This window comes from Pseudomonas syringae, from assembly GCF_000737245.1.
GTDB lineage: Bacteria > Pseudomonadota > Gammaproteobacteria > Pseudomonadales > Pseudomonadaceae > Aquipseudomonas > Aquipseudomonas syringae_J.
In genome coordinates this window covers 1-13,484 of sequence record NZ_JPQU01000032.1, presented here as the reverse complement: position 1 = coordinate 13,484, position 13,484 = coordinate 1, and the positions used below count along the sequence as shown (strand labels likewise).

The window sequence follows — 13,484 nt, the reverse complement described above, 5'->3', positions numbered from 1 at the left end:
TTTTTGCATGAGTCAGTCCTTTGATATTGCCGTGATCGGCGCCACCGGTACTGTCGGCGAAACCATCGTCCAGATTCTTGAAGAACGCGATTTTCCGGTAGCACAGCTGCATTTACTGGCCAGTATTGAATCGGCGGGCCACTCGGTGCCTTTCCGGGGCAAGAACGTGCGCGTGCGTGAAGTTGACGAATTCGACTTCAGCAAAGCGCAGGTCGCATTTTTTGCAGCAGGTCCTGCCATCACCCGCAGCTATGCAGCACGGGCCACGGCCGCGGGCTGCTCGGTGATCGATTTGTCCGGCGGCCTGACAGCGGAGCAGGCGCCGGGCGTGATCCCTGAAATCAATGCCGCACTGGTGGAGTCCTACGGCAAGCCGTTTCAGGTCAGCAGCCCGAGTGCTTCCGGTGCGGCATTGGCATTGACCCTGGCGCCGCTGCGCGGAATCCTTGAGATCTTGCGCGTAAATGTCACGGCTTGTCTGGCAGTCTCCAGTCAGGGCCGTGAGGGCGTCGCCGAGCTGGCGCGCCAGACCACTGAATTGCTCAACGTGCGTCCTTTGGAGCCGCGGTTCTTTGATCGTCAGATGGCGTTCAACTTGCTGGCTCAGGTCGGCGCGCCGGATGCTGACGGCCATGCACCGCTGGAAAAACGTCTGGTTGCCGAGTTGCGCGAGTTGCTGGCCCTGCCTTTACTCAAGGTGGCAGCCACTTGCGTACAAGTGCCAGTGTTCTTTGGCGACAGCTTCACTGTTTCATTGGCTACAGCGGCACCCGTGGACCTCGCAGCAGTGAACAAGGCGCTGGAAGCGGCGGCCGGTATCGAGCTGGTAGAAGCCGGCGATTACCCCACTGCGGTCGGTGATGCTGTAGGACAAGACGTTGTTTATGTAGGACGAGTACGAAGTGGAATTGACGATCCGTGTGAGCTCAGTCTGTGGGTAACGGCTGACAATGTTCGCAAAGGCGCGGCGTTGAACGCTGTGCAGGTTGCTGAATTGTTGATAAAAGACTATGTGTAAAAGATACTTGGCAACAATTTGAAGAATCATTCTAGCCGGACGTGTCCTTGTAGCTGAGATGAGTGCTTTTTACCTTCTCGGCTACCGAGGAATTTTTTAACAAGGGATGGGCTATGGTTCAGGTTCGTAAACTGGTTTTAGCAATTGCCGCTGCTTCAGCGTTGTCATCGGGAATGGCGCAGGCGCTGGGCCTTGGGGAATTGTCGGTCAAGTCGACCCTGAACCAGCCACTGGTAGCCGAAATAGAATTGACGGAAGCTCAGGGCCTCAACTCTGCGCAGGTGGTGCCGAGTCTGGCGACCACTGCCGATTTTGCCCAGGCCGGGATTACCCGCCAGGCGTTTCTCAATGATCTGACGTTTACGCCGGTCATCAACGCCAACGGCAAGAGTGTTCTGCGTATTACCTCAAGCAGGCCGGTACGTGAGCCTTTCGTGAAATTCCTGGTGCAAGTGCTCTGGCCAAATGGCCGTCTGCTGCGTGAGTACAGCCTGTTACTGGACCCGCCAAAGTATTCGCCTGAGGCCGCTGCTGCCGCTGCCGCTCCAGTAAGCCCCGCAGCGCCTGCGCAGTTGCCGAGCACCGCTCCGTCTGCTGAGCAGCCGGCGACACCGCCTCCAGCACCCGCCCAGGAGCCTGCGGCACAAACGCCACCTGCTGCGGGATCTGAAACCAAGCCGGTTTTGTATACCACCACTAACAACGACACCCTTTGGGAAATCGCTGAAAAGGTCCGCAATGGCGGCACTGTCCAGCAGACCATGCTGGCGATTCAGGCGTTGAATCCCAATGCGTTCATCGGCGGTAACATCAACCGTCTGAAGAAAGGCCAGGTGTTGCGCCTGCCGAGTCCGCAGCAATCAAGAACCATGCCTCAGCCCCAGGCTATCAGCGAAGTGGCGGCACAGAATCAGGCCTGGCGTCAGGGTCGCAATCTGCCCACTGGCGCTCGCCAACTGGATGCTACGCGCCGTGATCGAGCCGGCGCCGCTCCGGCTCAAGTTGAAGCCAAAGATAATCTGAGCCTGGTTTCTGCGGGTTCGAACTCTGCAGCCAAAGGCGCTGCTGGCGATAAGAATCTCGCCAACAAGCTGGCCGTCGCTGAAGAAAACCTCGACACCGCGCGTCGTGATAATGCCGAGCTCAAGAGCCGCATGAACGATCTGCAAAGCCAGCTCGACAAAATGCAGCGTCTGATCCAGCTCAAGAGCGATCAATTGGCCAAAATGCAGGCTTCAGGGGCTGTAGTTCCCGGCGCTGCTCCTGCAAATACCCCAGCCGCAAATCCAGCAAATCCGGCTTTGCCTGCCTCACTGGTCGCCACTCCCGGCTCGCCGGAAGCAGCTGCTAAGCCGCCGGGTGAGATTGCGCCGGAAGATGCGCTGCCAGCAGGTGCCGCTCAGGTGGCGACGCCAGGTTCGGAGCAGCCGCTGGTGGTTGATCCGGTTGCCGCGCAGGAGGTCGATGAACAGGATCCCTTCAAACAGCTGCTCAATAACCCGGTAGTACTCGGGATTATCGGCGGTGCGGTGGTGTTGCTACTGTTGCTGTTGATGCTGTTTCTGGCCCGCCGTCGCAATGCCAAGGCTGAAGCCGAGAAGCATCGCCGCATGGCACGTGCGCTGGCTGAGGAGTCCGACTTCGTTTCCGACATGGACATGGAGCTGCCACAAGCCAGCTTCGATGGTCTGGATGTTCCACCGCCAGGCGTGAGAATGGCGCCTGCTGCTGCCGCAGTTGCAGCTGCCAAGGAGCGTCCCGCCGATCCGCTGGTCCAGGCCGAAATCCATATCGCTTACGGGCGCATGAATCAAGCTGTCGAGCTGCTGGAAGAGTCAGTCAAAGTCGATCCGTCACGCGACGACATCCGTCTGAAGCTGATGGAGATCTACGCCGAGCAGGGCAATACCAAGGCGTTCGCCGCGCATGAGCGCAAAGTGGTGGCCAGGGGAAAGAATGAAGCTGAGGTCGAGCAGCTAAAAGACAACAACCCGACCATCGCCGCTGCCGCCGTGACTGCAGCAGCCGCAACCGCCACTGCCGCCGCATTGGCGGCCGAGATGGACGCCAAATACGTCGAGAGCCTGTTGCTCGATGAGCCGGAGGCCGAGCCAGCACCAGCACCAGAGCCAGCACCTTTGGCGCCGGAGCCGGAACCTGCGGCTATCGTCGAAGCTGAAAATGATGACCTGGACAACGATTTCGACTTGAGCCTCGATGACCTCGATCAGGCACCACCTGAGGATATCGCCGAGCCCGAAACTTCGCCGTCAGCAGACGATTTTGAGCTTGATGCCCCCACGTTGGCGCCAGTGGAAGAGCCGAGTTTCGAGTCATTGTTGAGGCAGCAGAACGAAGCCGCAGCGGTCAGTGCTCCTGATGATCTGGATGATTTCGACCTGGACCTTGCTGAAGACGAGCCGGGGCTGACCACTGAAGACGATTTCCTGCTCAGTCTGGAAAACGAGCCGCTGGATCTGGGTGAAACGCCAGCCGCTGTGCCAGAAACTCCTCTGGAACCGGAGCATGATCTGGATCTTCCCGACGATTTCGATTTATCGCTGGCTGACGAGATCGAAACTGATCAGGCAACTCAGGCTTTCGCTTCGGAGATTGATGACGTTAATGCCGAGCTGGAGCGTTTGTCGCAAAACCTGGAAACCCCGCCCATGGCTGAGCCGTTCCAGACGCCAAGCTTTACGGCGGATGACATGGCAGGCATGGACGACGAGCCAGAGTTTGATTTCCTGTCCGGTACCGACGAAGCCGCCACCAAGCTCGATCTGGCCCGTGCCTATATCGAAATGGGTGATAGCGACGGCGCTCGCGACATCCTTGATGAAGTGGTTACCGAAGGCAATGACGGCCAGAAGACCGAAGCTAGAGAAATGCTCGGGCGCCTCGCCTGATCCCGTTCTGTAGCACAGTAAACGGCCGCTTATGCGGCCGTTTGCATTTATGGCGCCGAGTGCATGGCGTCTTTTTTTGACGGCTCTATAATGGCCGCCATTTCGCAAACCGACAGGCTTTAACTTCTTGGCGAACATAGATAACCCGGCTGCCGAGATGGCGGCCGATGGCTTTTTCCGAATTGCGCTCGGAGTCGAATACAAAGGCTCGCGCTACTGCGGCTGGCAGCGTCAGGCGTCCGGCGTATTGACCGTGCAGGAAACTCTCGAGAATGCGCTGTCAAAAGTGGCGGATTCTCCGGTTTCGCTACTGTGCGCCGGTCGAACCGATGCGGGGGTGCATGCCTGCGGCCAGGTGGTGCATTTTGATACCAAGGCCGAGCGCTCACTCAAGGCCTGGGTAATGGGTGCCAATATCAACCTGCCCCACGACATCAGTGTCAGTTGGGCCAAAGTCATGCCAGCGGACTTTCACGCCCGCTTCAAGGCCATCGCCCGGCGCTACCGTTACGTCATCTATAACGATCAGATCCGCCCTGCGCATTTGAATCAGGAGATCACGTGGAATCACCGTCCTCTGGATGCAGAGCGCATGGCCGAGGCTGCGCAGTATCTGGTAGGCACACACGATTTCAGCGCCTTCCGTGCCGGGCAATGCCAGGCCAAGTCTCCGATCAAGCAACTGCACCATCTGCGGGTAACGCGTCACGGCAAAATGATTGTCATTGATGTACGTGCCAACGCCTTTCTGCATCACATGGTGCGCAATATCGCAGGCGTGTTGATGACCATCGGGACCGGCGAGCGGCCCGTGGAATGGGCTAAAGAAGTGCTGGAAAGCAAGGTGCGTCGTACAGGAGGCGTGACAGCCCATCCTTTTGGTCTTTATCTGGTTCAGGTTGAGTATCGAGATGAGTTTCCACTGCCTGAACGCTTTATCGGGCCGCATTTTCTTACAGGGTTCTCGGAACTGGACGGCTGACGCTTGTTGCAGCATTTGTTAACATCCGGGCCTTTCCGAAAGGCTCGAGGTTAATGACATGTCAGCCGTTCGCAGCAAGATCTGTGGGATTACCCGCATCGAGGATGCACTGGCCGCCGTTGAAGCGGGTGCCGACGCCATCGGTTTTGTGTTCTACCCTAAAAGCCCGAGGGCGGTCACCGTACAGCAGGCCCGGGCGATAATCGCAGCGCTGCCGCCGTTCATCAGCACTGTCGGGTTGTTCGTCAATGCCAGCCGTTGCGAGCTGAACGAGATGCTGGATGCGGTTCCGCTGGATTTGTTGCAGTTCCATGGCGACGAGACGCCAGAGCAGTGCGAGGGTTATCATCGCCCGTTCATCAAGGCGCTGCGTGTGCAAGCCGGTGATGATATTGCCGCGAGCTGCCGATTGTATTCAAAAGCCAGCGGTATCCTGCTCGATACGTTTGTGTCGGGTGTCCCAGGCGGCACCGGGGAGACGTTCGATTGGGCCTTGATCCCGGACGGTCTGGAAAAACCCATTATTCTGGCGGGCGGGTTGACGTCAGCCAATGTCGCTCAGGCCATTGCTCAGGTTCGACCTTACGCAGTTGACGTCAGTGGTGGAGTCGAAAAGAGCAAGGGTATCAAGGATCACGACAAGATCCGCGCGTTCATGAGTGCGGTTCACGGCGCTTGATGGCAGATTGGTCGGGTTGTTGACTTGATGTGACGGTTTTTCACTGGCCATCGTCCACAACCCTGTCTGCGCCTCTGGCGAGGCGTTATGGATTTATACGGGCTAGGGCGGTTTTACATCCTCGCCACGGCTGAAACAGAATCATGATCCAACAGAGTCACGATTGAAGTTGCTGAACCTGCAGGGCCTGCCATAACGCGGTCGCGGTTCCAGCTTCAAGCCATTTACGAATTTAGCTCAAGGGCATGCGCTGGGCGCTGAGTCGCCACGCGTTCGAGCCACCGGTACTGGAGAAACAAAGCATGAGCAACTGGTTGGTAGACAAGCTGATCCCTTCGATCATGCGATCCGAGGTCAAGAAAAGCTCGGTCCCCGAAGGCCTTTGGCACAAATGCCCGTCCTGTGAAGCGGTGCTTTATCGTCCGGAACTGGAAAAGACCCTGGACGTTTGCCCCAAGTGCAACCACCACATGCGCATCGGTGCCCGGGCCCGTCTGGATATTTTTCTGGACGCCGAAGGCCGCGCCGAGATCGGTGCTGAGCTGGAGCCGGTTGATCGCCTGAAGTTTCGCGACAGCAAGAAATACAAGGACCGTCTGACCGGAGCCCAGAAACAGACCGGCGAAAAAGACGCTCTGATCTCCATGAGTGGTTCGCTGTTGGGGATGCCGGTAGTGGCATGCGCATTCGAATTTTCCTTCATGGGCGGTTCGATGGGTGCAATCGTTGGCGAGCGTTTCGTTCAGGCCGCCAACTACGCACTGGAAAAGCGCTGCCCGATGATCTGCTTCGCCGCTTCCGGTGGTGCACGCATGCAGGAAGCGCTGATTTCCCTGATGCAGATGGCCAAGACGTCTGCCGTTCTGGCTCGCCTGCGTGAAGAAGGCCTGCCGTTCATCTCCGTACTCACCGATCCGGTTTACGGTGGCGTTTCCGCGAGTCTGGCGATGCTGGGTGACGTGATTGTGGCCGAGCCGAAGGCGCTGATCGGTTTTGCCGGCCCGCGGGTTATCGAGCAGACCGTTCGCGAAAAACTCCCGGAAGGCTTCCAGCGCAGTGAATTCCTGCTGGATCACGGCGCTATCGACATGATCATCCACCGTCAGGAGTTGCGTCTGCGTCTGGGTAACCTGCTGGCGCAGATGATGAACCTGCCGACACCGAAGTTCGTTGCGCCTGTTCTTGAGCCTGTGATCGTCCCGCCGGCACCGGCCACGGTATGACCCCAGGATCCCTGGGCGACTGGCTCGCCTATCTCGAGCAGCTGCATCCATCTGCCATCGATATGGGGTTGGATAGGTCGCGACAGGTGGCGCAGCAGTTGGGTCTGACCCGACCTGCGCCTCGGGTTATCACAGTCACCGGCACCAACGGCAAGGGTTCAACCTGCGCTTTTCTGGCGTCTTTGCTTCAGGCTCAAGGCCTGAAAGTCGGTGTTTACAGCTCTCCGCATCTGCTGCGCTATAACGAGCGGGTGCAGGTGCAGGGCGTTGAAGCCACCGACCTGGAGCTTTGTGATGCTTTCGCTGCCGTAGAGGCGGCTCGCGGTGATGTCACGCTGACTTACTTCGAGATGGGCACGCTGGCTGCTTTCTGGTTGTTCGAGAAAGCCGGGCTTGATGTTGCGGTGCTCGAGGTCGGTTTGGGCGGCCGTCTGGATGCCGTCAATCTCATCGATTCCGATTTTGCGGTGGTAACCAGTATTGGCGTCGATCACGCTGACTGGCTGGGTGATACCCGTGAGTCGGTCGCGTTCGAGAAGGCAGGTATTTTCCGTGAGGGCTGTCCGGCGCTGTGTGGCGATCCATTGCCTCCAGCCCCGTTGCTGGACAAAGCCCGGGAATTGAACTGTCCGCTGTCGCTGCGAGGTCGTGAGTTTGATCTGTCGATAAACAGCCACAGCTGGAACTGGGCGGGTCGGGATACTCAGGGTCGGAAGGTCGAGCTGCGTGATTTGCCATTGCTCGACTTACCAATGGAAAACGCCGCGCTAGCGCTGCAAACCTTCCTTTTGCTGAATATCGCTTGGGAACCTGAGCTGATTCGTACTGCTCTGGTGGGTACCCGTATTACCGGTCGCCTGGATCGTAGATCGTTCACCTGGCATGGCAAGACCCTCAACCTGCTTCTGGATGTGGGCCACAATCCCCATGCGGCGCAGTTCCTCGCCAGCCGTCTGGCGCAACGTGCCATCGTCGGCAAGCGTTTCGCGGTGTTCGGTTTGCTGGCTGACAAAGAGCTGGATGGCGTCGTGGCCGAGCTGGCGGCGAGTATTCAGGACTGGGCCGTTGCACCGCTGCCCACGTCCCGCAGTCGTCCAGCTGCGGATTTGCAGATGGCACTTGAGAACCTTGGCGCGAAAGTGGCGTCCTATCAGAGTGTTGCGTTGGCACTGGAAGCCCAGTGTGCGCACGCCACGGCCGATGACGAGATTTTGCTGTTCGGGTCTTTTTACTGTGTAGCCGAGGCCCTGGAATGGTTGACCCGGCACGCCAAAGAGGAAGCTGCAAATGGCACTGCTGGATAACGTATTCAAACAGCGAATGGTTGGTGCTCTGGTGCTGATTGCCGTGGCGGTGATCTTCCTGCCAATGCTGTTCACGCGGCAGGATGAGACGCACCATGTTCAGGTCGATGCGCCTGCTGCTCCTCAGGCACCTGTGGCGCCTCAGGTGCAGGTTGAACCCGTGCCTGTTCCTGAGCCCCAAGCCTTGCCTCAGGAACCGGTACCTACGGACGATGACCTGAGCAACGAAACTCAGCCGCCATCGATGCCTATCGCACCTGCGCCACCTGCGCCACCTGCGACGAAATCAGTGACGCCGCCTGCCCAGGCCGCCAAGCCTGCGCAAAAACCTGCGACCACTCCAGCGACTCCGACGCCTGCCCCGGCAACAGCGCCTGCGCAAGCTGCCGCCAAGCCAGCAGCGCCTAGTGGGGTCGATGCCAATGGCCTGTCGGTGAGCTGGTCGGTGCAATTGGCCAGCATGTCCAATCGGGCCAATGCCGATAACCTGCAGAAAACCCTGCGCACTCAGGGCTATAACGCCTATATCCGTACTGCGAATGGCGTGAATCGGGTATTTGTGGGTCCGCTGATCGAGCGCGCAGAAGCCGATCGCTTGCGTGATCAGCTCGATAAACAGCAGAAACTCAAGGGTATCGTCGTGCGTTTTCAGCCTGAGCATGGCTGATGCTTTACAGGTGATTGCAGGCCTGCCCAGGCTGTGTGAAAACTACTGCGCTCGGCAATACTGCGTTAAAAACAGGCGAAAAATGCTCATTTAGAACACCTAGACTCCGCTTTTTCGCCTGTTTTTGCCTTGTCTTGCCGTCGCTCGCTACGTTTTCACATAGCCTGGGCCGGAAATCTCGCTTACCGGCAGGTCGGCGCTCTGCTAAAATGCGCCGCCTTATCTGTTCGCAGGCTCAAACGTGCCATTTACCCCGGTCGACTGGGCGATCCTCGGGATCGTCGTCATATCCGCTCTGATCAGTCTCAAGCGCGGCTTCGTCAAAGAAGCACTGTCGCTGGTGACCTGGATCATTGCAGGTGTCGTCGCCTGGATGTTCGGTGCGGGATTATCGGTTTATCTGGTCAATTACATCGAAACGCCGTCGTTTCGGGTTATTGCGGCCTGTACTATTCTATTCGTCGCCACCTTGCTGGTCGGCGCAATGATCAACTTTCTTATCGGAGAACTGATTCGTGTCACCGGACTTTCCGGGACCGATCGTTTTCTCGGCATGGTCTTCGGCGCTGCGCGCGGAGGCTTGCTTGTCGTAGTGGCAGTCGGGCTGTTGAGCCTGGGGCCGGTACAACAGGATCAATGGTGGCAGCAATCCAGGTTGCTGCCGCAATTTCTCATGGTCGCTGACTGGTCGAAAAACCTGATTCTCGGGATGTCCAGCAAGTGGCTCGCCAGCGGCATCAGCGTACCTGCTGAACTGCCGTTCAAGGATCACCTCATGCCGCCTAAAATGCCGCAGGAAGTGATCGGTAAATCCAGTACCACTAAGTAGGGGTTGTGTCGCATGTGTGGCATCGTCGGTATCGTCGGTAAGTCGAACGTCAATCAGGCGCTGTATGACGCGCTCACCGTCCTCCAGCACCGCGGCCAGGACGCTGCCGGTATCGTAACCAGCCACGACGGCCGGTTATTCCTGCGCAAGGACAACGGGTTGGTTCGGGATGTGTTCCATCAGCGCCATATGCAGCGTCTGGTTGGGCATATGGGGATTGGCCATGTGCGTTATCCAACAGCGGGCAGCTCCACATCCGCCGAAGCCCAACCGTTTTACGTCAACTCGCCGTATGGCATTACGTTGGCGCATAACGGCAACCTGACCAACGTCGAGCAACTGGCCAAGGAGATTTACGAATCTGACTTGCGTCACGTCAACACCAACTCCGACTCGGAAGTGTTGCTCAACGTTTTCGCCCATGAACTGGCCGTGCGCGGCAAGTTGCAGCCTACCGAAGAAGACATCTTCGCGGCTGTGACCGACGTGCATAAGCGCTGCCGTGGTGGATACGCCGTGGTCGCGATGATTACCGGTTACGGCATCGTCGGTTTCCGTGATCCGGATGCGATTCGCCCGATCGTCTTTGGTCAGCGTCATACCGATGAAGGCGTCGAGTACATGATCGCCTCGGAAAGCGTTTCCCTGGACGTACTGGGTTTCACCCTGATTCGCGACCTGGCTCCGGGCGAAGCGGTTTACATCACTGAAGATGGCAAGCTGCACACTCGTCAGTGCGCCACCAATCCAAAATACGCACCGTGCATCTTCGAACACGTCTATCTGGCGCGTCCGGACTCGATCATCGACGGTATCTCGGTCTACAAAGCGCGTCTGCGCATGGGTGAGAAGCTGGCCGACAAGATCATGCGCGAGCGTCCTGATCACGATATCGACGTGGTTATCCCGATTCCGGACACCAGCCGGACTGCGGCGCTGGAGCTGGCTAACCACTTGGGCGTGAAATTCCGCGAAGGTTTCGTCAAGAACCGTTATATCGGCCGGACCTTCATCATGCCGGGTCAGGCAGCGCGGAAAAAATCCGTACGCCAGAAGCTCAACGCTATCGAGCTTGAGTTCCGCGGCAAGAACGTGATGCTGGTGGATGACTCCATTGTGCGTGGCACCACCTGCAAGCAGATCATCCAGATGGCTCGCGAAGCCGGTGCCAAGAACGTTTACTTCTGCTCTGCCGCCCCGGCCGTTCGCTACCCGAACGTCTACGGTATCGACATGCCGAGTGCTCACGAGCTTATCGCGCATAACCGTACCACCCAGGACGTTGCTGATCTGATCGGCGCTGACTGGCTGGTTTATCAGGACCTCAGCGACCTGATCGAGGCGGTGAGTGGCAGCAAGAAGATCAAGATCGACAACTTCGATTGCTCGGTCTTCGACGGCAAGTATGTGACGGGTGATATCGACGAGCACTACCTGAACAAGATCGAGCAGGCGCGTAACGACGCTTCCAAGGTCAAGACCCAGGCAGTGAGCGCGATTATCGATCTGTACAACAACTAATCATCAGGGAGAGGGCGCATGACTCAGGAATGGGATGCCGGTCGGCTGGACAGCGACCTTGAAGGCGTAGGGTTCGACACACTTGCCGTGCGTGCCGGTCAACACCGCACGCCGGAAGGTGAGCATGGCGATCCGATGTTCTTCACCTCCAGTTACGTGTTCCGCACAGCCGCCGATGCGGCGGCGCGTTTCGCGGGTGAAGTGCCAGGTAACGTCTATTCGCGTTACACCAACCCGACCGTGCGCTCGTTCGAAGAGCGTATCGCGGCGCTGGAAGGCGCAGAGCAGGCGGTGGCTACGGCCACCGGCATGGCCGCGATCATGGCAGTGGTCATGAGCCTGTGCAGCGCTGGCGATCATGTGCTGGTGTCGCGCAGTGTGTTCGGCTCGACCATCAGCCTGTTCGAGAAGTACTTCAAGCGTTTCGGCGTTGAAGTTGACTACGTGCCACTGGCTGAACTGTCTGGCTGGGACGCTGCAATCAAGCCCAGCACCAAATTGCTGTTCGTCGAGTCACCGTCCAATCCGCTAGCGGAACTGGTGGATATCGCCGCTCTGGCTGAAATCGCTCACGCCAAGGGCGCGATGCTGGTGGTAGATAACTGCTTCTGTACTCCAGCGTTGCAGCAGCCGCTGTTGCTGGGTGCTGACGTGGTTGTGCACTCGGCCACCAAGTTCATCGACGGTCAGGGCCGTTGCATGGGCGGTGTGGTTGCCGGTCGCAGCGAACAGATGAAAGAAGTCGTGGGCTTCCTGCGTACTGCGGGGCCAACGCTCAGCCCGTTCAACGCTTGGATCTTCCTCAAGGGCCTGGAAACTTTGAACCTGCGCATGCGCGCTCACTGTGCCAGTGCTTTGGAGCTGGCCCAGTGGCTGGAGCAGCAGGACGGCATCGAGAAAGTGCACTACGCCGGTCTCGAGAGCCATCCGCAACATGCTCTGGCACAGCGTCAGCAGAAGGGTTTCGGGGCCGTAGTGAGCTTTGAGGTCAAGGGTGGCAAGGATGGCGCATGGCGTTTCATTGATGCGACCCGTCTGATTTCGATCACCGCCAACCTCGGTGACAGCAAAACCACCATCACCCACCCGAGCACCACGTCCCATGGGCGTCTTGCGCCTCAAGAGCGTGAAGCGGCGGGGATTCGCGACAGCCTGATCCGGGTTGCTGTAGGTCTGGAAGATGTTGCCGACCTTAAGGCGGATCTCGCCCGGGGTCTGGCAGCACTGTGAATGACTGGGTCATGCCAGCCACCACGACCAGCAATGGTCGGGTGGCGCTGGTCACCGGCGCGGCGCGTGGGATTGGTCTGGGGATTTCTGCCTGGCTGATTGCCGAGGGTTGGCAGGTGGTCCTGATGGATGTTGATCAACGACGTGGTCAGCGGGTGGCCGAGGCGCTTGGCGACAACGCCACATTCGTTGCCATGGATGTCGCCAGCGAGGAGCAGGTCGCCAGCGGTGTAGCTCAGGTGATAGGCCAATTCGGTCGTCTGGATGCCTTGGTCTGTAACGCTGCGATTGCCGATCCTCACAACAGTACGCTTGAAAGCCTGAGCCTCGCGCACTGGAACCGTGTGCTGGCAGTCAACCTCAGCGGCCCCATGTTGCTCGCCAAACACTGTGCGCCGTATCTGCGGGCTCACTGCGGCAGCATCATCAATCTGACCTCGACACGCGCCCGACAATCCGAAGCCGATACTGAAGCTTATGCGGCGAGCAAGGGTGGCCTGCTGGCTCTGACTCACTCGCTGGCGATCAGCCTTGGGCCTGAGATCAGAGTCAACGCGGTCAGTCCTGGCTGGATCGACACTCGGGATGCCGCTGTAAGGCGCGCTGAGCCCCTCTCAGAGGCCGATCACGCGCAACACCCTGCCGGCAGAGTGGGGACGGTGGAAGACGTTGCAGCGATGGTTGCCTGGCTGCTGTCCAGGAATGCCGGATTTGTCACGGGGCAGGAGTTCGTGGTCGACGGTGGGATCAGCAAGAAGATGATCTATCGGTAGCCGCGGCAAGCTACAAGAGAAGGCAAAAGCGAGCCCGCGGGTTCGCTTTGTTGCTTCTGGCTTACCGCTTGAAGCTTGAAGCTTGCAGCTGCTTTTATGCTGCTTCCAAAAAACTTCAACCAGGCTCTTGACTTACGTGTGTCATATGCGTAAATTTCGCGGCCTCAACGAAGCAAGGGTGATTAGCTCAGCTGGGAGAGCAGCTGCCTTACAAGCAGCGGGTCGGCGGTTCGATCCCGTCATCACCCACCACTCGTTGAAGAGCTTCATGTTATACCGGACGAAAGTCCACCGACGCGCAGCGGTAGTTCAGTCGGTTAGAATACCGGCCTGTCACGCCGGGGGTCGC

General features: G+C 58.4%; 11 protein-coding genes and 1 tRNA gene. All 12 read left to right on the top strand.

The genetic code is table 11. The features are described from left to right. The first annotated feature begins 7 nt into the window (after positions 1–7). The 12 genes from IV01_RS14195 to IV01_RS14245 all read left to right on the top strand — a co-directional run bounded on the left by IV01_RS14195 (position 8) and on the right by IV01_RS14245 (position 13,387). Positions 8–1,018 (top strand): aspartate-semialdehyde dehydrogenase, encoded by a 1,011-nt coding sequence (locus IV01_RS14195; RefSeq protein ID WP_032628225.1) that lies wholly within the window; start codon positions 8–10, stop codon positions 1,016–1,018. A gap of 113 nt (positions 1,019–1,131) precedes the next feature. Then, the gene (locus IV01_RS14200) at positions 1,132–3,927 is read left to right on the top strand and encodes a FimV/HubP family polar landmark protein (protein WP_032628224.1); all 2,796 of its coding nucleotides are present in this window, start codon (positions 1,132–1,134) and stop codon (positions 3,925–3,927) included. A gap of 157 nt (positions 3,928–4,084) precedes the next feature. After that, complete coding sequence (gene truA, locus IV01_RS14205) at positions 4,085–4,909, top strand: tRNA pseudouridine(38-40) synthase TruA (protein WP_032628223.1); 825 nt, start codon at positions 4,085–4,087, stop codon at positions 4,907–4,909. A gap of 58 nt (positions 4,910–4,967) precedes the next feature. Next, entirely contained in the window at positions 4,968–5,588 is a 621-nt protein-coding gene (locus IV01_RS14210) for a phosphoribosylanthranilate isomerase (RefSeq protein ID WP_032628221.1), read from the top strand. A gap of 302 nt (positions 5,589–5,890) precedes the next feature. Continuing rightward, positions 5,891–6,811 carry an acetyl-CoA carboxylase, carboxyltransferase subunit beta gene (gene accD, locus IV01_RS14215; protein ID WP_032628219.1) on the top strand — a complete coding sequence of 307 codons (921 nt, stop codon included), beginning with the start codon at positions 5,891–5,893 and terminating at the stop codon, positions 6,809–6,811. After that, positions 6,808–8,115: a bifunctional tetrahydrofolate synthase/dihydrofolate synthase gene (gene folC / locus IV01_RS14220; RefSeq protein WP_032628217.1), complete on the top strand. Its 1,308-nt coding sequence runs from the start codon at positions 6,808–6,810 to the stop codon at positions 8,113–8,115. Before accD ends, folC begins: the two co-directional genes overlap by 4 nt. Further along, positions 8,099–8,782 (top strand): SPOR domain-containing protein, encoded by a 684-nt coding sequence (locus tag IV01_RS14225; RefSeq protein WP_032628214.1) that lies wholly within the window; start codon positions 8,099–8,101, stop codon positions 8,780–8,782. Before folC ends, IV01_RS14225 begins: the two co-directional genes overlap by 17 nt. Before the next feature lie 241 nt (positions 8,783–9,023). Then, positions 9,024–9,611 (top strand): CvpA family protein, encoded by a 588-nt coding sequence (locus IV01_RS14230; RefSeq protein WP_032628213.1) that lies wholly within the window; start codon positions 9,024–9,026, stop codon positions 9,609–9,611. Between the two features lie 12 nt (positions 9,612–9,623). Further along, a complete protein-coding gene (purF, locus tag IV01_RS14235; protein ID WP_032628211.1) occupies positions 9,624–11,132 on the top strand; it encodes an amidophosphoribosyltransferase in 1,509 nt (502 codons plus the stop codon). An 18-nt stretch (positions 11,133–11,150) separates the two neighbouring features. Continuing rightward, positions 11,151–12,362, top strand: a complete 1,212-nt coding sequence (locus tag IV01_RS14240) for an O-succinylhomoserine sulfhydrylase (protein WP_032628208.1) — start codon at positions 11,151–11,153, stop codon at positions 12,360–12,362. Between the two features lie 11 nt (positions 12,363–12,373). Beyond that, positions 12,374–13,135 carry an SDR family oxidoreductase gene (locus tag IV01_RS0125010; protein ID WP_032628207.1) on the top strand — a complete coding sequence of 254 codons (762 nt, stop codon included), beginning with the start codon at positions 12,374–12,376 and terminating at the stop codon, positions 13,133–13,135. Positions 13,136–13,311: 176 nt separating this feature from the next. After that, positions 13,312–13,387: transfer RNA gene (locus IV01_RS14245), tRNA-Val, on the top strand. Positions 13,388–13,484 lie beyond the last annotated feature (97 nt).